We start from the raw sequence: 20,814 nt of genomic DNA on the forward strand, positions 1-20,814 counted from the left end.
GCAGATGAGGACCAAGTCCCTGGGCATCGTCTTCCTGGTGCTGATGCTCGCCTCGGTGTGGCTGACCTACGGCGTGTTCACGCAGAAGTTCAGCGACTACGACGAGGTCACCGTGAAGGCCTCGCGCATCGGCCTCCAGCTGCCCCAGCGCGCCGACGTCAAGATCAAGGGCGTCATCGTGGGGGAGGTGCTCGACTACGAGCCCACCGCGGAGGGCGCCGACATCACGCTCGGCCTCTACGAGGACCGCACGACCCAGGTCCCGAACGACGTGACGGCCTCGATCCTGCCCAAGACGCTCTTCGGCGAGAAGTTCGTCTCGCTCATCGTCCCCGAGGGCGGGTCCGACGCGGCGCCGATCGCCGACGGCGACGTCATCGAGCGCACCGACCTCTCCATCGAGGTCGAGCAGGTGCTCAGCGACCTCTACCCGCTCCTGCGCGCGGTCCAGCCCGCCGACCTCAACATGACCCTGAACGCCGTCGCCACGGCGCTGGAGGGTCGCGGCGAGCAGCTCGGCGAGAGCCTGGAGACGCTCGACGGCTACCTGACCCGCTTCAACCCCGAGCTCCCCGGGCTGGTCGAGGACCTTCGCCTGACCGCCGAGGTGTCCGACACGTACGCCGACGTGCTGCCCGAGGTCGCGACGATCCTGCGCAACACGATCACCACCACCACGACGCTCGAGGGGCGCGAGGACAAGCTGAAGGCGCTCTTCAACGACGTGGCCAAGCTGTCGACGGTCGCCGAGCGCTTCACCCGCGACAACGGCGACAACCTGGTGCGCCTCGCCGACCTCGGCGCCGCCCAGCTCGAGGTGTTCGCGCGCTACGCCCCGGGCTATCCGTGCCTGCTCGGCGGCATCGTGGGTGCCGGCGACCTCCAGGCGGAGGCGTTCCGCGGCTTCACCCTCCACATCGTGCTGGAGACGCTGCCCAACCAGCCGCGCGGCTACGGCCCCCAGGACGCTCCGATCTACGGCGACAAGCGCGGCTACTACTGCGGTCGCCTGCCCAACCCGCCGTGGTCGCAGAGCAACCCCGTCACCCACCAGCCCGACTTCGTCGACGGTGTCGACGAGCCCACCGGCAAGGGCACCAGCCGCGTCGGTCCCGGCTGGTCGGGCACGGCCGCCGGGTTCGTCGGCGGCCGCGAGGAGTCGGCACTGCTCAAGGCCCTGCTCGCGCCCGGCCTCGGCGTCACCGCGGACGACGTGCCCGACCTGGGGGTCCTGCTCGTGGGACCCATGGCACGCGGGGCGGAGGTGTCGCTGCGATGAGGGGACTGCTGGACAAGAAGACGTCGATCGACCTGGTCAAGCTCCTGGTCTTCGTGGTCGTGACCTCGCTCGCCACCAGCGTGCTCGTGGTGACGATCGGCAACCTCGGCTTCGGCTCCTCGCGGGAGTACAGCGCGGAGTTCACCGACGCCACCGGTGTCACCAAGGGCGACGACATCCGCGTCGCCGGAGTCCGGGTCGGCACCGTGGACGAGGTCGAGATCATCGACCGCTCCCGCGCGCTGGTCACCTTCTCCGTCGACGACGACACCTCGGTCAACGGCGGCACCAACGCCGCGATCCGCTACCGCAACCTCGTCGGCCAGCGCTACATCTCGCTGACCCAGGAGGTGGGCGACACCCAGCGGCTCCCCGACGGCGCGACCATCCCGGTCTCCCGCACGCGTGCGGCGCTCGACCTGACGGTGCTCTTCAACGGCTTCAAGCCGCTCTTCCAGGCGCTGTCGCCCGAGGACGTCAACCAGCTGTCCTACGAGCTGATCCAGGTGTTCCAGGGCGAGGGCGGGACCCTCGAGGGACTGCTGGCCCACACCGCCTCGGTCACCTCGACGCTCGCCGACCGCGACCAGGTGATCGGGGACCTGATCGACAACCTGTCGCTCGTGCTCGACCACGTGGCCGACCGTGACAAGCAGCTCACCCGGTTGATCCGGTCGTTCCGCACCCTCGTCGGTGGCCTGAAGAAGGACCGCTTCGCGATCCTCGGCTCGCTGGAGGAGGTCTCGACGCTGTCGGTGGAGACCGCGTCGCTGATCGACGGGATCCGCGAGCCCCTGGTCAAGGACATCAAGGAGCTGCGCACCGTCGCGGGCAACATCGACAAGAACAAGGCCGAGCTCGACCGGGCGCTGCAGGTGCTGCCGATCAAGCTGAACAAGATCGGGCGCACCGCCATCTACGGGTCGTTCTTCAACTTCTACCTCTGCGAGTTCCAGGGGCGGGTCAACCTGCCCAACAACGTCTCGCTCCCGGTGAAGTACAACACCGGCTCGGACAGGTGTGATCTCGGATGAAGCCTTATCGGGAGCGCAACCCGGTCGTCGTCGGGGCCGTCAGCCTCGTCGTCCTCGCGATGGTGCTGGTCGCCGCGCTGCGCGCCGACGACCTGCCGGTCATCGGTGGCGGGGACACCTACCACGCGATGTTCACCGAGGCGGGCGGGCTCAAGGTCAACGACGAGGTCCGCATCGCCGGCGTACGCGTGGGCAAGGTCGACGAGATCGCGCTGGCCGGTGACGAGGTGCGGGTGAGCTTCAAGGTCGACGACGCCGCCGACTTCGGCCCCGACACCCGCGCCGCCATCAAGGTCAAGACGATCCTGGGCTCGATGTTCCTCGCGCTGGAGCCTGCGGGCGGCGGCCAGCTCGACGAGGGCGCGACCATCCCGGCCGCGCGCACGTCGTCGCCCTTCGACGTGGTGGAGGCGTTCGAGGGACTGGCCTCGACCTCGGAGCAGATCGACACCGACCAGCTGGCCGAGTCGCTGACCACGCTGGCCGACCTGACCCGCAACACCCCCGACGAGTTCCGCGGCGCACTCAGCGGCCTCAGTCGCCTCTCGGCCAACATCGCCGAGAAGGACACCCAGCTCAACACTCTGCTCGTCAACCTCGAGCGGGTCTCCACCGTCCTCGACGAGCGCGACGAGGACATCATCGCGCTGATGGAGGACAGCGACGTGCTGTTCCGCGCGCTGGTCGCGCGCCGCGACGCCGTCCACGACCTTCTCGTCTCCAGCACCCGGCTGTCGAAGGAGCTGACCACGTTGATCCGCCAGTCGCGCGAGGACCTCAAGCCGGCGCTGGCGCACCTGGAGAACGTCATCGCGGTGCTCAACAAGAACGAGGACAACCTCGACAGCAGCCTGCGGCTGATGGCGCCCTTCTACCGCGTCTTCGCCAACACGCTCGGCACCGGCCCGTGGTTCGACACGTGGATCTCGAACTTCCCTCCCGTCCCGCAGGTGGGCTGACCCATGGACCTCGTGAAGCGCCTCCTCGTCCCCCTCGTCGTGCTCGGCTTCGTCGTCGCGGCGGCCGTCAGCGTCCTCGGTGGCGACACCGCCCGGACCGTCGTGGCCCACTTCCCCCGCACGATCTCCGTCTACGAGGGCAGCGACGTCCGCGTCCTCGGCGTGCCCGTCGGCACGGTGACCCGCGTCGAGCCCACCGGCACCGACGTCGAGGTGACCATGACGTACGACGACGAGGTGAAGTTGCCGGCCGACGCCAAGGCCGTCATCATCGCGCCGTCGGTGGTCGGCGACCGCTACGTCCAGCTGACGCCGGCCTACTCCGGCACCGGCGAGGTCCTCGCCGACGGGGCCGAGCTCAGCGTCGACCAGACCTCCGAGCCGCTCGAGCTCGACCAGATCTACGACAGCCTCGACCGCCTCAACGTGGCACTCGGCCCGCGGGGCGCCAACCGGACCGGCGCGCTGTCGGACCTGCTCTCGGTCACGGCCGACAACTTCGGCGGCCAGGGCACGACCTTCCGCCAGACGATCAAGGACTTCTCGCGGCTCAGCGCCACGCTCGCCGGCAACTCCGACGAGCTGTTCGGGTCGGTGGAGGCGCTGGGCGGCTTCATGGCCACGCTCGCCGAGAACGACCAGACCGTGCGGCAGTTCAACCAGTCGCTCGCCGACGTGTCGACCATGCTGGAGGGCGAGCGCGAGGAGCTGGTCGCGGCGACGAGGAACCTGTCGGTCGCGCTGAACGCCGTCAAGGGCTTCGTGGAGGAGAACAAGGACTCGCTGACCCGCAACATCAGCGGCCTGAACCGGGTCTCCAAGGTGCTGGTGCGCCAGCGTGCGGCGCTCGACGAGATCCTCCGGGTCGCCCCGGGTGCGCTGAACAACCTGGCCCTGACCTACAACCCGCAGGCCGGCACGCTCGACACCCGCGCCAACTTCGGCCAGAGCATCGAGCAGCTCGAGGCCGACCCCGCGGCGCTGCTGTGCGGTTTCGTCGGGCAGGTCGAGCGCTCCGGCCAGGCCTGCGACACGATCACCGAGCTGCTCTCGCGCAGCCGTCCGGGCGCCCTGGGCGAGCCCGACGTGCTGCCGGCGCGCGACGTGTTCGACCCCAGCCTCGGTGGACTCGTGGAGGTGGAGCGATGACCCGCGTGAAGACCCTCGTGCTGGGCGTCCTGGCGGCGATGTTCCTCTCCGCGTGCGACGCCAGCGTCTACTCCCTGCCGCTGCCCGGCGGGCCCGACGTCGGAGACGACCCGATCACGGTCAAGGTGGAGTTCGCCGACGTGCTCGACCTGGTGCCGCAGTCGACGGTCAAGGTCAACGACGTCAGCGTCGGCAAGGTGACCGAGATCGACCTCCAGGGCTACCAGGCGCTGGTGACGATGGTGCTGCGACGCGACGTCGACCTGCCCGGCAACGCCGTGGCCGAGCTCCGGCAGACCAGCCTGCTCGGCGAGAAGTTCGTCCAGCTCAGTGCGCCCGCCGAGGGCGCCGTCGCCGACCGGCTCGAGGACGGCGAGGTCATCCCGATCGAGCGCGCCGGGCGCAACCCGGAGGTCGAGGAGGTGCTCGGCGCGCTGAGCCTGCTGCTCAACGGCGGCGGCGTGGCCCAGCTGAAGACGATCACCCAGGAGCTCAACCTGGCCCTCGAGGGCCGCGAGGACTCGGCCCGTTCGGTGCTGCGCAACCTGCGCACCTTCACCGGCCAGCTCGACGACAACAAGGCCGACATCGTCGCCGCGATCGAGTCGCTCAACCGGCTCGCGATCGCCGCGGAGAAGCAGCTGCCCACGATCGACAAGGCGCTCGAGGAGCTGCCCAGCGCGCTCGACTCGATCGACCGACAGCGCGACGACCTCGTCGAGATGCTCGCCGCGCTCAACGACCTCTCCGACGTCGCGGTCGACGTGATCGCGGAGTCGAAGGACGCCACCATCACCTCGCTCAAGCGGCTCAACCCGGTCCTCACCCAGCTCGCGGCGTCCGGCGACGACTTCACCAACGCCTTCCACGTCTTCCTCACCTACCCGTTCGTCGACGAGGTCGTCGGCCGCGACCCGCAGGTCGCGCGCAACCTGCACATGGGCGACTACACCAACCTGTCGATCACCCTCGACGTCGACCTCACCTCGATCCCCACCACGATCCCGACGACGCTGCCGACCGAGGCCTGCATCCCGCTCAGCCAGCTGCCGCAGGACGGTCCGCTGCCCGACACCAGCCGGCTGTGCCAGGACGCGCTCGACGCGATCAACGACTGCCTCGAGGGCCTCCGGCGCGGCGACGTCACCGCGTGCCTGGGCCTGCCCGGCTCGGTGATCGCCGCGGTCTGCGAGCAGGCCCCGGTCCCGGGCCTCTGCGGCGGCTCCGGCACCCCGACCCTGCCGCTGCCGACCCCGACCGCGCCGACCCTCCCGGTCCCGAGCCTGCCGACGATCACGTTGCCCGGCCTGCCCCGCGCAGCGGCGTACGACGACCCTCCCGACCCGGAGCGCGGACCCACGATCGGACAGCTGAGCGAGATGTACGACCCGGCCCTCGTGAGCCTGCTCGTGCCCGGGATGGTGGTGGAGCGATGATCACCCGTCGGACCAAGGTGCAGCTGCTGGTCTTCGCCCTCATCACGCTGGTGGGAGTGAGCTTCGTAGGCGCCCGCTACGCCCGCCTCGACCGCCTCGTGCTCGACCAGAGCTACACGGTCGTCGCGCACTTCGCCGACTCCGGCGGCGCCTTCCAGGGCGCGGAGGTCTCCTACCGCGGCGTGCGGGTCGGCGAGGTGAGCGAGCTTGTCCTCACCGACGACGGGGTCGACATCGTGCTGGACATCGACGACGAGTTCGACGACATCCCGGCCGACGCCCACGCCCTGGTGGGCAACCGGTCGGCGGTCGGCGAGCAGTACGTCGAGCTCCAGCCGCAGAGCGACGACGGCCCCTTCCTCCGTGAGGACTCGGAGATCTCACGCGACCGCACCACGACGCCGATCCAGACCGACACGCTGCTCACCCACCTCGACGAGACGGTGCGCAGCGTCGACGCCGACGACCTCCGCACGGTCACCTCGGAGTTCGGGCTCGCCTTCAACGGCGCGGGCGAGGACCTCCAGACCATCCTTGACAGCAGCAGCGAGTTCATCACCGCCGCGGAGCAGAACTTCGACGTCACCGTGGACCTGATCCGCGACAGCAACACCGTGCTCAACGGCCAGATCGACTCCGAGGGTGCGTTCCGCCGCTTCGCCCGCGACCTGTCGGCGTTCTCCACCACGGTCGCGGACAACGACGACGACCTGCGCCGGCTGATCGACGATGGCTCGCTCGGCGCCAACGAGCTGCGCACCTTCCTCGAGGCCAACGAGGTCGAGCTCGGCGAGCTGATCAACAACCTGGTCACGACCGGGGAGATCGTCGTCAAGCACCTCGGCGGCATCGAGCAGCTGCTGGTGATCTACCCCTACGTCGTCGAGGGCGGCTTCACCGTGGTGTCCAAGTCGCCCGGCACAGGCCTGTACGACGCCCACTTCGGCATGGTGCTCACCGAGGAGCCGCACGTGTGCATCGGCGGCTACGAGGGCACCGACCGCCGCTCTCCGCTCGACGGCAGCAACCGGCCCATGCAGGAGGGCGCCGGCTGCACCGAGCCCGCGTCGAAGTCCAACGCCCGCGGCGCGCAGAACATCCAGGCCCCCCGGGCAGCGACCGGCTGGGGGGAGGCGGACTTCGCCCACGACCCGGAGACTGGCGCGGTGACCTCCGACCCGGCCGAGATCCGGCGGCTGCTCGGCGAGCGCCCGTCGGCGCCCGGGACCCTCGGCGAGGACTCGTGGAAGTGGCTCTACCTCGAGCCGCTGCTGGCCGGGGGCGTGACCTCGCCGACCGCGGCTCGTTGAACCCAGCAGGACCCCGGGAGGGGGTCCTGCCCCGTTCTCGAGGGAGGGAACCGATGTCCGTGCTGTCCGACTCGGCCCGTCGCGACGACGTCGCGACCGCGCCGGTGTCCCCGGGTGCCGATCCCGGCACCGAACCCGCCGGCGTACGCCGTCCGCAGCGGCGACGCACCGTGCTCGCCGCCGCCCTCGCGCTCGTCGCGGTGGCCTGCGTCGCGCTCATGGCCTGGATGTCCTTCGGGGGACGCGGCTCCGGCCCCGACGGCACGCTGAGCCTGCCCGAGGAGCGTGAGCAGGTCATGGGCCTGACCAGCCAGTTCGTCAAGCGGCTCGGCACCTACAGCCCCGACATGCTCGACGACTCCGGCCAGATGCCGGCCTACCGCGAGCAGGTGCGCGAGGTCATCACCCCCAAGTTCGCCGCCGACTTCGACCAGGAGGTCGCCACCGCCGAGCAGCTCGTCGCGCAGGGCGGCATCACCCGCAGCGCGGACGTCTTCGCCACGGCCGTGTCCTCGATCGACGACGACTCGGCACGCGTCCTCGTGGCCGGCGCCTTCACCGACAGCTACCGGCAGGGCGAGGGGGACGAGGCCCAGGCCGTCGACCAGGAGCCGCTGCCCTTCCGCTTCACCGTCGACCTCGTGGTGATCGAGGGGGAGTGGCTCGTCGACGACTTCTCCCCGGTGAGCAGTGGCGAGGGGCAGGGGCAGGCGCCCGGCACGGCGCCGGCCCCGGGAGAGGGGAGCACCCCGTGAGCGACACCCCGACCTGGTACGACCTCCTCGACGTGCCGCGCGATGCCTCGACCGAGGAGGTCCGCGACGCCTGGAAGACCCAGATCGCCGACCTCGAGCCGGGCGATCGCCGCTTCGACTCGCTCAACCGTGCGGCGAAGGTGCTGCTCGACCCCGGCGCGCGGGCGGCGTACGACGCCGAGCACCCGGACGAGCCGCTGGTCGGGGAGGGCCGTCAGGCCGGTCGCGAGACCAAGGACCCGGAGCCGGGTCTCGTGACAGGACTTCGTCCTCCCTCGACCACCGCGCGCGGCCGTGGTGTCCCCACCTGGCTGCTGGCGGGCCTCGGCGTCGTCGCGGCCGGACTGGTCGCCGCCACGGTGTGGATGTGGACCGCGCAGGACGACGGCGGGGACGACACCGCGGCGCGCGCCGCCCAGGTGGCGGCCGAGCGCGCCGTCGTGCCGGTGCTGTCCTACGACCACGAGACGCTCGAGGCCGACCAGCAGGAGGCGCAGGCGCTGATGACCGGCTCCTACCGCGAGGAGTACGACAAGCTCTTCAAGGTCCTGGAGGAGAACGCGCCCCAGACCGAGACGACGGTGACCGCCTCGGTCATCTCCTCCGGCATCGTGCGCGCCAGCGGTGACCGGGTGCAGGTGCTGGTCTTCGTCGACCGTCCCACCACCAACCGGCTGAGCGCCGAGCCGGTGGTCTACAAGGACCAGGTGACCCTGTCGATGCAGCGCGTCGACGGCGACTGGCTCGTCGACGACCTGGTCACCTCGCCCGTCCAGGGCTGACCCGTACGGGTGGTCGCGGCGCGCCCTGCTTGACCCGGGGGGCTTCGGCGTTCACACTCGTGGCCAACGCGTGGCGCTCTCCCGTTCGGGACTTGACCCCGCGTTTGAGGCGTGTCCACAAGTGCGCTATCGTGGGTCCTTGCGCCTGCCCTCAGATGCCCGACACCTTCCGGACGGTTGTTGCGGTGGTCGGCCGGCGCCGAGATCACTTGATCATTTGTGAGGACACCTCTTGGCCGCGCGCAGCACCGCTGGTAACCACCGTCGCACCTCTTTCGCAAAGATCACCGAACCTCTCGAGGTTCCCCCCCTCATCTCGCTCCAGACGAGCAGCTTCGACTGGCTGGTCGGCGGAGAGCGTTGGGAGGAGGAGGTGGCTGCCCGCAGGGCTGCCGGTGAGGACGTCTCCGAGAAGACCGGTCTGCAGGAGATCTTCGAGGAGATCTCCCCGATCGAGGACTTCTCCGAGACGATGATGCTCTCCTTCGACAACCCCGTCTTCCTGGACGAGAAGTACACCGAGGAGGAGTGCAAGGAGAAGGACTTCACCTACTCCCGCCCGCTCTACGTCTCGGCCGAGTTCATGAACCACGAGACCGGTGAGATCAAGGGCCAGACGGTCTTCATGGGTGACTTCCCCATGATGACCAAGAAGGGCACCTTCATCATCAACGGCACCGAGCGTGTCGTGGTCTCGCAGCTCGTGCGCTCGCCCGGCGTCTACTTCGAGTCGAGCCCGGACAAGACCTCCGACAAGGACATCTTCACCGCCAAGCTCATCCCGAGCCGTGGTGCGTGGCTGGAGTTCGAGATCGACAAGCGCGACCTGGTCGGCGTACGCCTCGACCGCAAGCGCAAGCAGAACGTCACCGTGCTGCTCAAGGCCCTGGGCTGGACGACCGAGCAGATCCGCGAGGAGTTCGGCCAGTACGAGTCGATGATGCTGACCCTCGAGAAGGACAGCGTCCGCTACGAGGTCGTCCACGAGGAGCTGCAGAAGAAGTCGCGGGGCGAGGCCCCCACCGCCGAGCAGGTCAACGACGAGGTCACCCGGCTGGCGCTGCTCGACATCTACCGCAAGCTCCGCCCCGGCGAGCCGCCGACGGCCGAGGCCGCGCAGACGCTGCTGAACAACTACTACTTCAACCCCAAGCGCTACGACCTGGCGAAGGTCGGCCGCTACAAGATCAACAAGAAGCTCGGCCTCCACGAGGCGTTCGACCAGCAGACGCTGACCATCGACGACGTCGTGGCCGCGATCCGCTACGTCGTGCAGCTGCACGCCGCCGGCATCCAGGCCGACTCCCCGGACCTGGTCGACGCCGAGGGCAACCCGGTCGCGGGCCCCGACGGTGCCCCCGTCAAGGTCCAGGCCGACGACATCGACCACTTCGGCAACCGCCGCATGCGCACCGTGGGCGAGCTCATCCAGAACCAGCTCCGCACGGGCCTGGCCCGCATGGAGCGCGTGGTGCGCGAGCGGATGACGACCCAGGACGTCGAGGCCATCACGCCGCAGTCCCTGATCAACATCCGTCCCGTGGTCGCGGCGCTGAAGGAGTTCTTCGGCACCTCGCAGCTGAGCCAGTTCATGGACCAGACCAACCCGATCGCCGGCCTGACGCACAAGCGTCGCCTCTCGGCGCTCGGTCCCGGTGGTCTGTCCCGTGACCGTGCCGGCATGGAGGTCCGTGACGTTCACCCGTCGCACTACGGCCGCATGTGCCCGATCGAGACCCCGGAAGGCCCGAACATCGGCCTGATCGGTTCGCTGGCGTCCTACGGTCGGATTAACCCGTTCGGCTTCGTCGAGACCCCCTACCGCAAGGTCGAGGGCGGCGTGGTCACCGACCAGATCGACTACCTCACCGCCGACGACGAGGACCGCTACGTCATCGCCCAGGCCAACGCGCCGCTCGACTCCAAGATGCGCTTCGTCGAGGAGCGCGTGCTGGTCCGTCAGCAGAAGGGTGAGGTCGACGCGATCCTGCGTGACGAGGTCGACTACATGGACGTCTCGCCGCGCCAGATGGTGTCGGTCGCGACGGCCCTGATCCCGTTCCTCGAGCACGACGACGCCAACCGCGCCCTCATGGGCGCCAACATGCAGCGCCAGGCCGTCCCGCTCGTCGTCAGCGACAGCCCGCTGGTCGGCACCGGCATGGAGTACCGCGCCGCCGTCGACGCCGGTGACGTGGTCGTCGCCGACAACGCCGGTGTGGTGAAGGAGGTGTCGGCCGACTCGATCGAGACGATGAACGACGACGGCACCTACCAGACCTACAAGCTGGCCAAGTTCAAGCGCTCCAACCAGGGCACCTGCATCAACCAGCGCCCGCTGGTGAAGGCCGGGGACCGCCTCGAGGTCGGCACGCCGATCGCCGACGGTCCGTGCACCGACAACGCCGAGATGGCGCTGGGCACCAACCTGCTCGTCGCCTTCATGCCGTGGCAGGGCCACAACTACGAGGACGCGATCATCCTCAGCCAGCGCCTGGTGCAGGAGGACGTCCTCACCTCGATCCACATCGAGGAGCACGAGGTCGACGCCCGCGACACCAAGCTCGGCCCCGAGGAGATCACCCGGGACATCCCGAACGTCTCCGAGGAGGGCCTGGCCGACCTCGACGAGCGCGGCATCATCCGCATCGGCGCCGAGGTCACCACCGGTGACATCCTCGTCGGCAAGGTCACGCCCAAGGGCGAGACCGAGCTCACCCCCGAGGAGCGCCTGCTCCGCGCGATCTTCGGCGAGAAGGCGCGCGAGGTGCGCGACACCTCGATGAAGGTGCCCCACGGTGAGTCCGGCACGGTCATCGGCGTCCGCGTCTTCGACCGCGAGGACGGCGACGACCTGCCTCCGGGCGTCAACCAGCTCGTCCGCGTCTACGTCGCCCAGAAGCGCAAGATCTCGGTCGGTGACAAGCTCGCCGGTCGTCACGGCAACAAGGGCGTCATCGCCAAGATCCTGCCGGTCGAGGACATGCCGTTCATGGAGGACGGCACCCCGGTCGACGTCGTGCTCAACCCGCTGGGTGTGCCGCGTCGTATGAACATCGGCCAGATCCTCGAGCTCCACCTCGGTTGGCTCGCCAAGCAGGGCTGGGACATCGACCTGCACGCCGACAAGGGATCCTCGGAGTGGAAGGACCGCCTGATCGCGATCCACGCTGAGAAGAACGAGCCCGGAACCAAGGTCGCGACCCCGGTGTTCGACGGTGCCCGCGAGGACGAGATCACCGGTCTGCTCGGTGCGACGCTGCCCAACCGTGACGGTGAGCGGATGGTCAAGGAGGACGGCAAGGCCAGCCTCTTCGACGGTCGCTCGGGTGAGCCGTTCCCGGAGCCGGTGGCGGTGGGCTACATGTACATCCTCAAGCTCCACCACCTCGTCGACGACAAGATCCACGCGCGCTCGACCGGCCCCTACTCGATGATCACGCAGCAGCCCCTGGGCGGCAAGGCCCAGTTCGGCGGCCAGCGGTTCGGCGAGATGGAGGTCTGGGCGATGGAGGCGTACGGCGCCGCCTACGCCCTGCAGGAGCTGCTGACGATCAAGTCCGACGACGTCCCGGGCCGCGTGAAGGTCTACGAGGCCATCGTCAAGGGCGAGAACATCCCCGACTCGGGCATCCCCGAGTCGTTCAAGGTGCTCGTCAAGGAGATGCAGTCCCTCTGCCTCAACGTCGAGGTGCTCACCCACGACGGTTCGACCATCGAGCTCAAGGATGCCGAGGAAGACGTCTTCCGGGCCGCCGAGGAGCTCGGGATCGACCTGTCGCGTCGCGAGCCCAGCTCGGTCGAAGAAGTCTGAGTGCGGCGGTACGCCGGCTCCGGCCGGCGTACCGCCCCTCAGTCCACCGCTCAGCTTTCCCACGTACTAACGAAGGACTCACAGCCAAGTGCTTGACGTTAACTTCTTCGACCAGCTTCAGATCGGCCTGGCCACCGCGGACGAGATCCGCACGTGGAGCCACGGCGAGGTCAAGAAGCCCGAGACCATCAACTACCGCACGCTCAAGCCCGAGCGTGACGGCCTCTTCTGCGAGAAGATCTTCGGTCCCACCCGGGACTGGGAGTGCTACTGCGGCAAGTACAAGCGCGTGCGCTTCAAGGGCATCATCTGCGAGCGCTGTGGCGTCGAGGTCACCCGCTCGAAGGTCCGCCGCGAGCGCATGGGCCACATCGAGCTCGCCGCGCCCGTGACCCACATCTGGTACTTCAAGGGCGTCCCGTCGCGCCTGGGCTACCTGCTCGACCTGGCGCCGAAGGACCTCGAGAAGGTCATCTACTTCGCCGCCTACATGATCACCTCGGTCGACGAGGAGGCGCGTCACCGCGACTCGGAGTCCCTCGAGAACAAGGTCGGGCTCGAGCGCGAGCGCCTCGAGAAGCGTCGCGACACCTCCGTGGACGACCGCGCCAAGAAGCTCGAGGAGGACCTCGCCACCCTCGAGGCCGAGGGCGCCAAGGCCGACGCCAAGCGCAAGGTGCGCGACGGTGCCGACCGCGAGATGAACCAGCTCCGTGACCGCGCCAACCGTGAGATCGCGCGCCTCGAGGAGGTCTGGGACACGTTCAAGAACCTCAAGGTCCAGGACCTGCTCGGCGACGAGCTGCTCTACCGCGAGATGAAGAACTGGTTCGGCAAGTACTTCGAGGGCCACATGGGCGCCACGGCGATCCAGAAGCGCCTCCAGGACTTCGACATCGAGGCCGAGGTCGAGTCGCTGCGCGACACGATCGCCAACGGCAAGGGCCAGCGCAAGGTCCGCGCCCTCAAGCGTCTCAAGGTCGTCGACGCCTTCCGCAAGACCGGCAACCAGCCCATCGGCATGGTGCTCGACGCCGTCCCGGTGATCCCGCCGGACCTGCGTCCGATGGTCCAGCTCGACGGTGGCCGCTTCGCCACCTCCGACCTGAACGACCTCTACCGCCGCGTCATCAACCGCAACAACCGCCTCAAGCGTCTCCTCGACCTCGGTGCCCCCGAGATCATCGTGAACAACGAGAAGCGGATGCTGCAGGAGGCCGTCGACAGCCTCTTCGACAACGGCCGTCGTGGTCGTCCCGTCACCGGTCCGGGCAACCGGCCGCTGAAGTCGCTGTCCGACATGCTCAAGGGCAAGCAGGGTCGCTTCCGCCAGAACCTGCTCGGCAAGCGCGTCGACTACTCGGGTCGTTCGGTCATCGTCTCGGGCCCGCAGCTCAAGCTCCACCAGTGCGGCCTGCCCAAGCAGATGGCGCTCGAGCTGTTCAAGCCGTTCGTGATGAAGCGCCTCGTCGACCTGTCGCACGCGCAGAACATCAAGTCCGCCAAGCGGATGGTCGAGCGTGCGCGCCCGGTCGTGTGGGACGTCCTCGAAGAGGTCATCACCGAGCACCCCGTGCTGCTCAACCGTGCGCCCACCCTGCACCGCCTCGGCATCCAGGCCTTCGAGCCGCAGCTGATCGAGGGCAAGGCCATCCAGATCCACCCGCTCGTGTGCGGCGCGTTCAACGCCGACTTCGACGGTGACCAGATGGCCGTGCACCTTCCGCTGTCCGCGGAGGCGCAGGCCGAGGCCCGCATCCTGATGCTGTCGACCAACAACATCCTGAAGCCGTCGGACGGTCGTCCGGTGACCATGCCCTCGCAGGACATGATCATCGGCCTGTTCTGGCTCACCGCGGACCGTGACGGGGAGGTCGGCGAGGGCCGCATCTTCTCCACGCCGTCCGAGGCGATCATGGCCTACGACCGTGGCGAGATCGGCCTGCAGAGCAAGATCAAGATCCGCCTCAGCGACATCGTCCCGCCGCTCGACCTCGAGATGGGTGCCGACTGGGAGGAGCGGACCGCGGTCCTGCTCGACACGACGCTGGGCCGCGTGCACTTCAACGACACGCTGCCGGCCGACTACCCCTTCGTCAACGAGGAGGTCGGCAAGAAGCGCCTCGGCGCGATCGTCAACGACCTGGCCGAGCGCTACACCAAGGTCCAGGTCGCAGCCTCGCTCGACGCCCTGAAGGATGCCGGCTTCCACTGGGCCACGCGCTCGGGTGTGACCGTCTCGATCGACGACGTCACCACGCCCGACAGCAAGGTCGAGATCCTCGGCCGCTACGAGGCCCAGGCCGAGAAGGTCCAGAAGAACTACGAGCGCGGTGTGATGACCGACGACGAGCGTCGTCAGGAGCTCATCGAGCTGTGGACCCAGGCTGCTGCTGAGGTCGGTCGTGCGATGGAGACCAACTTCGACCGCAAGAACCCGATCTACATGATGGTCGACTCGGGTGCGTCGGGAAACATGAACCAGATCCGGCAGGTCGCGGCCATGCGTGGTCTGGTGGCCAACCCGAAGGGCGAGATCATCCCGCGCCCGATCAAGGCCAACTTCCGCGAGGGCCTCTCGGTGCTCGAGTACTTCATCTCGACCCACGGTGCCCGCAAGGGCCTGGCCGACACCGCGCTCCGCACCGCCGACTCGGGCTACCTGACCCGTCGCCTGGTGGACGTGTCGCAGGACGTCATCATCCGTGAGGACGACTGCGGCACCGAGCGTGGCCTGCCCAAGCGCATCGACGACGAGCACGTGGAGACCTCGGCCTACGCCCGGGCCTCCGCCGTCGAGATCACCCACCCGGAGACCGGCGAGGTCCTCGCCACCGCCGGTGAGGACCTGGGCGACGTCAAGATCGGCGAGCTCGTGGCTGCCGGCGTCACCGAGGTCAAGGTCCGCTCGGTCCTGACCTGCGACGCCCGCACCGGCACCTGCGCCAAGTGCTACGGCCGCTCGCTGGCCACCGGCCAGCTGGTCGACATCGGTGAGGCGGTCGGCATCATCGCCGCCCAGTCCATCGGTGAGCCCGGCACGCAGCTGACGATGCGTACGTTCCACACCGGTGGTGTGGCCTCCGCGGACGACATCACGCAGGGTCTGCCCCGTGTGGTCGAGCTCTTCGAGGCCCGCTCGCCCAAGGGTCGTACGCCGATCTCGGAGTCGGCCGGTCGCGTGAAGATCGAGGAGAGCGACAAGGCCCGCGTCGTCGTGGTCACCCCCGACGACGGCACCGAGCCCCAGGAGATCCCGGTCTCCAAGCGCTCGCGCCTCAACGTGGAGGACGGTGACCACATCGAGGTGGGTCACCACATCACCTCCGGTACGCCCGACCCGCAGGACGTCCTGCGCATCCTGGGTGTCCGCAAGGCGCAGGAGCACCTCGTGGACGAGGTCCAGGAGGTCTACCGGTCCCAGGGCGTGTCGATCCACGACAAGCACATCGAGATCATCATCCGGCAGATGCTGCGCCGCGTGACGGTCATCGAGTCCGGTGACACCAACCTGCTCCCGTCCGACCTGGTCGACCGGGTGCGGTTCGAGGAGGAGAACCGTCGCGTGGTCTCCGAGGGCGGCAAGCCGGCCTCGGGTCGTCCGGTGCTCATGGGCATCACGAAGGCTTCGCTCGCGACGGAGTCGTGGCTCTCGGCGGCCTCCTTCCAGGAGACCACCCGGGTCCTCACCGACGCCGCGATCAACGGTCGCTCCGACAGCCTGCGTGGCCTGAAGGAGAACGTGATCATCGGAAAGCTCATCCCGGCCGGAACCGGCCTCGAGCGCTACCGCAACATCCGGGTGGAGCCCACCGAGGAGGCGCGTGCAGCGGCCTACTCGGTCACCGGCTACGACTCCTACGACTACGACTTCGGTCCGTCGTCGCAGGCCGTCGCACTCGACGACTTCGACTTTGGTTCGTACCAGAACTGATCGCGAAGCGATCAGCTCTGGTGTGACGAACCAGATCGAGTAGCACCAACGCCCGCCCTCGCTTGCGAGGTCGGGCGTTGTGCGTTGATCACGGCGTGATCGCCCGGACCCGTTCGGCGAGCGTGGCCTGCACGCGCGCGGCGAGCTCGGTGACCGGGTCGGAGGCCAGCTTCCGCAGCGGCTCGACCGCCGAGGGAGCCTCGCCCGGCGGCTTCCCGAGATGAGCCCGCGTCGCGCGAGCGCCACAGCCACGGCCGCCGCGATGCCGCGACGTTGTGACCCGCCTGCGAGAATTGCGGGGTGACCACCCCCTCCTCACGCCCCACCTCCGCCGACGTCCTCGTCGTCGGCGCCGGGCCCTCCGGCTCGGCCGCAGCGGCGTGGGCGGCGCGCGCCGGTCTCGACGTCGTGCTGGTGGACGCCGCCACCTTCCCGCGGGACAAGACCTGCGGCGACGGGCTCACGCCCCGTGCGATTGGTGAGATGCAGAAGCTGGGTCTCGAGGACTGGCTGCGCGCCCACACGGTCAACCACGGCCTGCGCGCGCACGGCTTCGGCCAGACGCTGCTGCTGCCCTGGCCGGGCGGCTCGCTGCCGGACTGGGGCTCGGCCGTCGCGCGCACCGAGCTCGACGACCACCTCCGCACGGTGGCCATCAAGAGCGGCGCCCTCGCCGTGGACGGCGCCCGCGCGGTCGGCGTACGCCGTGAGGGTGAGCGCGTCGCGGCGATCGAGTTCCGCGACGCGGAGGGCACCTTCGAGATCGCCTGCCAGTGGCTGGTGGTCGCCGACGGTGTGCGCTCGCCGCTCGGCAAGCTGCTGGGACGCGAGTGGCACCGTGACACCGTCTACGCCGTGGCCGGGCGCTCCTACGTCGACTCCGCGATGTCCGACGACCCGTGGATCAGCTCCCACCTCGAGCTGCGCGACGAGCAGGGCGAGCTGGTCCCGGGCTACGGCTGGATCTTCCCCCTCGGCGACGGCACGGTGAACCTCGGGGCCGGCACGCTCGCGACGAGCCGTCGACCGGCCGAGGTGGCGATCAAGCCGTTGATGCAGACCTACGCCGACACGATCGGCGAGGACTTCGGGCTGTCCGGCGAGCTGCGCGCGCCGACCTCGGCGCTGCTGCCGATGGGCGGCGCGGTGAGCAACGTGGCGGGTCCCAACTGGGCACTGATCGGCGACGCCGCGGCGTGCGTCAACCCCCTCAACGGGGAGGGGATCGACTACGGCCTCGAGACCGGCCGGTTCGTCGCCGAGCACATCGCGAGCGGCGTCGGGCTGGGGGAGGCGTGGCGCGCGACCCTCGTCGAGCACTACGGCGAGGCCTTCTCCATCGCCCGCCGGCTGGCCGGGGTCGCCACGCAGCCCAAGGTGGTCGCCGCGCTCGGTCCCGCCGGGATGCGCTCGGACTGGCTGATGACGCTGGCCCTGCGCTGGATGGGCAACCTCGTCGACGACGCCGACCGGGACCGTGCCGCCCGCGTGTGGCGCTGGGCCGGCAGGCGGTCGATGGCCCGCGACGCGCGTCCGCCGTTCTCGTGAGCGACGGCTCGCCCCGGCCGATCCGCGCGGCCCGCCGCGCCGAACGACGGGCATGAGCGAGCACGTCTACCGCGCCACCAACCTCCTCGGTGGCGCCGCGCTGCGCGCGTTCGGCATCCGCACGGTGGCGACCGGGCTCGAGCACCTGCCGGCGAGCGGTCCGGTGCTGCTCGCCGCCACCCACGTCAGCTACCCCGACTTCCTGATGATCGGCGCCGCGGCGCGAGAGCGGCAGCGCTTCGTGCGCTTCATGTGCCGCCACGACGTGTGGCACCTGCCCCTGGTGCGCGCGGCCATGGACCGCATGCGCCACGTCCCGGTGGACCGGGAGGCGCCGGCGGGGGCGTACGTCACCGCGCGTCGGCTGCTGCGTGAGGGAGAGGCGGTCGGCGCCTTCCCGGAGGCGGGGATCTCCTACTCCTACACGGTCCGCTCGTTGATGCGTGGCGTCGCCAGCCTGGCGCGCGAGACCGGCGCCCCGGTCGTCCCGGTGGCGCTGTGGGGCTCCCAGCGGGTGTGGTCGGTCGGCGTGCCCGACGAGCGGGGCAAGGGGCCACGGCCGTGCCTGGCCCGCGGACGCCGCGTCGACGTCGACTTCGGTGCGCCGATGACGATCGGGCCCGGCGAGGACCTCACCGCGTGGACCCGTCACCTCGGCGTGGTGCTCACCGGCCAGCTCGAGGCGCTCCAGCACCAGTCCCACCACCTGCCGCGCCCGGGCGAGCACGCTCCCTGGCACCCGGCACACCTCGGTGGGCACGCCCCGACGCGGGCGCAGGCGGCGCACCTCGACGTGGTGCCGCGCTCGGCGGTCAGCCCGACCTGGGGCCCGTCCTCATCCTGAGGGGGTCGGCGTCGACTCCTGGTGGGTCGTCGGCTCGTCGCGGCGGCGGGAGAGGCGCTTCTCCAGGGTGCCGGCCGGGTTGGTGAGCGGCTCCAGCACCCGGCGTACGGGCGGGCTGGCCAGCAGCAGGGCCAGGCCGACCGCGCCGACGATCGTGATGACGAGCCCGAGGACCCGGTGGTCAGCGGTGAAGTCCGGCCAGCCGAGGGGGAGGAAGGTCTTGATCACGAAGCCGTGGAAGAGGTAGATCACCATCGTCGCGGTGCCCATCGTGGTGAACCACCCGAGCGAGCGGCGTGGGATCAACGACATCGCCGCGAAGGCCCCGAGCAGCCCCACCATCATCACCGTCAGGCGGGTCTGGAAGACGATCTCGTTGTCGATCGGGATCTCGGCGTAGCCGGTGTCGTACCAGAGCAGCGCGGTCTCGGCCCAGGTGTCGGTGTAGACGGCCATGACGCCGATGCCGATGAGGGTCGGCACCGCCGCGACCCGCACCCAGACGTCGTCGAGGCGGTGCAGGTGGCGCGGCTTGAGGTGCAGGCCGAGCACGAAGAACGGCAGCAGGCCCAGGAAGCGCGGGATCATCAGGGTGTCGTCGTTCCACAGCCCGCCGAGCAGGCTCACGACCACCGACAGCGGCAGGAAGAGCCAGTGCCGCTTGAGGACCGGGGTGATCAGGCGCCACATCAGCAGCACGACGAGGTACCACATCGTCCAGTGCGGGATCAGCCACAGCGGGTACTCGACACCCTCGCCGGCCACCTCGCGGCGGTAGTAGAACAGCGCCGGCTCGAAGAGCAGGTAGGGGATCGCAAGGGTGTAGACGAGGCTCTTGAGCCGGCGGCGGTCCCACTCGAAGGACTTGGAGAGGTAGCCGCTGACGAAGACGAAGGCCGGGATGTGCCAGAGGTAGATGAAGTCGTAGACCCAGTGGCTGCCCGCGCTCTCCTCGACGAGACCGATGGCGTGCCCGACGACGACGAGGGTGACGAGGACCATCTTGACGTTGTCGAGCCACGGATCACGGGACGGGGGAGCCACCTGCACACGCTACTTCACTAGGTTGGACCCATGGCATCCCTGCCGAGGCGACAGCGGGTGGCGGCGTACGCCGTCATCCTCCGCGAGCGCGCCGGTGCGGTCGAGATCCTGCTCAGCCGGCTCGCGCCCAGGGTGTCGCGCACCGAGATGTGGACCCTGCCCGGCGGCGGCGTCGACCACGGTGAGGACCCCCGGGCGGCGCTGCTGCGCGAGATCCGGGAGGAGACCGGACTCGACGCCACCGTCGGCGAGACCGCCCGCGTCTACAGCGCCCACATGCCCCGCGCGGCCCGCGACGGCCTGCTCGTCGACGCGCACGCGATCCGCATCGTCTACGACGCCTGGGTGCCCACGGACGCTCCGGCGCCACGGGTCGTCGAGGTGGACGGCTCCACCGTCGAGTCCGCCTGGCACCGGGTCGAGGACGTCGCGTCGGGCCTCGTGCCGGTGGCCGCGCAGGTGACCGACGCCCTCGTCGACCACCAGCCGCACCGGCTGCAGCGGGTCGCGGCGTACGCCGTGGTGCAGCGCGGTGGCGACGTGCTGCTGACGCGGCTGTCGGCGCGGGCCGCGCACCCCGGGTCGTGGACCCTGCCCGGAGGCGGCGTCGACCACGGCGAGCGACCGGCGGTGGCGCTGGCTCGCGAGGTCGAGGAGGAGTGCGGCCTGTCCTGCGATGTCGGCGACCTGCTCGACGTCCACGACACCCACTTCTCCGGCCCCGCCCCGTCCGGGCGGATCGAGGACTACCACGGCATCCACCTGCTCTTCGCCGCCACGGTCGACGACGGTGAGCCGCGCGTCGTGGAGGTCGACGGCACGACCGACGAGGTCGCCTGGGTGGCCCGCGCGGACGTCGAGTCCGGCCGCGTGCCGGTGCTCGACGTGGTGACGCACGCGCTGCGCCTGGCCTGAGGCGGCGGACC

At 69.7% G+C, this 20,814-nt stretch carries 14 protein-coding genes; 13 read left to right on the plus strand and 1 reads right to left on the minus strand.

Annotation, left to right across the window (positions count from 1 at the left end; genetic code table 11):
* Nucleotides 1-4 precede the first annotated feature (4 nt).
* The 12 genes from CFI00_RS03645 to CFI00_RS03700 all read left to right on the plus strand — a co-directional run bounded on the left by CFI00_RS03645 (nt 5) and on the right by CFI00_RS03700 (nt 18,844).
* A complete protein-coding gene (locus tag CFI00_RS03645) occupies nt 5-1,279 on the plus strand; it encodes an MCE family protein (protein WP_207083927.1) in 1,275 nt (424 codons plus the stop codon).
* Nucleotides 1,276-2,313 carry an MlaD family protein gene (locus tag CFI00_RS03650; RefSeq protein WP_207083928.1) on the plus strand — a complete coding sequence of 346 codons (1,038 nt, stop codon included), beginning with the start codon at nt 1,276-1,278 and terminating at the stop codon, nt 2,311-2,313. Before CFI00_RS03645 ends, CFI00_RS03650 begins: the two co-directional genes overlap by 4 nt.
* The gene (locus CFI00_RS03655) at nt 2,310-3,272 is read left to right on the plus strand and encodes an MCE family protein (RefSeq protein ID WP_207083929.1); all 963 of its coding nucleotides are present in this window, start codon (nt 2,310-2,312) and stop codon (nt 3,270-3,272) included. Before CFI00_RS03650 ends, CFI00_RS03655 begins: the two co-directional genes overlap by 4 nt.
* Nucleotides 3,273-3,275: 3 nt before the next feature.
* Nucleotides 3,276-4,421, plus strand: coding sequence for an MCE family protein (locus CFI00_RS03660; RefSeq protein WP_207083930.1), 1,146 nt, complete (start codon nt 3,276-3,278; stop codon nt 4,419-4,421).
* Complete coding sequence (locus CFI00_RS03665; protein ID WP_207083931.1) at nt 4,418-5,857, plus strand: MCE family protein; 1,440 nt, start codon at nt 4,418-4,420, stop codon at nt 5,855-5,857. The genes CFI00_RS03660 and CFI00_RS03665 overlap by 4 nt, the downstream gene beginning before the upstream one ends.
* On the plus strand, nt 5,854-7,167 hold the full coding sequence (locus CFI00_RS03670; RefSeq protein ID WP_207083932.1) for an MlaD family protein: 1,314 nt from the start codon (nt 5,854-5,856) through the stop codon (nt 7,165-7,167). The genes CFI00_RS03665 and CFI00_RS03670 overlap by 4 nt, the downstream gene beginning before the upstream one ends.
* Before the next feature lie 53 nt (nt 7,168-7,220).
* Nucleotides 7,221-7,922, plus strand: coding sequence for a hypothetical protein (locus CFI00_RS03675; protein ID WP_207083933.1), 702 nt, complete (start codon nt 7,221-7,223; stop codon nt 7,920-7,922).
* Complete coding sequence (locus CFI00_RS03680) at nt 7,919-8,704, plus strand: DnaJ domain-containing protein (protein ID WP_207083934.1); 786 nt, start codon at nt 7,919-7,921, stop codon at nt 8,702-8,704. The genes CFI00_RS03675 and CFI00_RS03680 overlap by 4 nt, the downstream gene beginning before the upstream one ends.
* Nucleotides 8,705-8,936: 232 nt before the next feature.
* Entirely contained in the window at nt 8,937-12,518 is a 3,582-nt protein-coding gene (locus CFI00_RS03685) for a DNA-directed RNA polymerase subunit beta (protein WP_207083935.1), read from the plus strand.
* A gap of 88 nt (nt 12,519-12,606) precedes the next feature.
* Nucleotides 12,607-16,452: a DNA-directed RNA polymerase subunit beta' gene (locus tag CFI00_RS03690; protein ID WP_207083936.1), complete on the plus strand. Its 3,846-nt coding sequence runs from the start codon at nt 12,607-12,609 to the stop codon at nt 16,450-16,452.
* 300 nt (nt 16,453-16,752) lie between these two features.
* Nucleotides 16,753-18,000 carry a geranylgeranyl reductase family protein gene (locus tag CFI00_RS03695; RefSeq protein WP_207083937.1) on the plus strand — a complete coding sequence of 416 codons (1,248 nt, stop codon included), beginning with the start codon at nt 16,753-16,755 and terminating at the stop codon, nt 17,998-18,000.
* 52 nt (nt 18,001-18,052) lie between these two features.
* Complete coding sequence (locus CFI00_RS03700) at nt 18,053-18,844, plus strand: lysophospholipid acyltransferase family protein (protein WP_207083938.1); 792 nt, start codon at nt 18,053-18,055, stop codon at nt 18,842-18,844.
* Here CFI00_RS03700 and CFI00_RS03705 read toward each other — a convergent pair.
* Nucleotides 18,836-19,888 (minus strand): acyltransferase family protein, encoded by a 1,053-nt coding sequence (locus tag CFI00_RS03705; protein WP_207083939.1) that lies wholly within the window; start codon nt 19,886-19,888, stop codon nt 18,836-18,838. The two genes, CFI00_RS03700 and CFI00_RS03705, sit on opposite strands and share 9 nt — an antisense overlap.
* Before the next feature lie 30 nt (nt 19,889-19,918).
* On the opposite strand from CFI00_RS03705, the gene CFI00_RS03710 reads away from it, so the two are divergent.
* Entirely contained in the window at nt 19,919-20,803 is an 885-nt protein-coding gene (locus CFI00_RS03710; protein WP_207083940.1) for an NUDIX domain-containing protein, read from the plus strand.
* The last annotated feature ends 11 nt before the right edge of the window (nt 20,804-20,814 follow it).

Source organism: Nocardioides sp. S5, from assembly GCF_017310035.1.
Taxonomy (GTDB): Bacteria; Actinomycetota; Actinomycetes; order Propionibacteriales; family Nocardioidaceae; genus Nocardioides.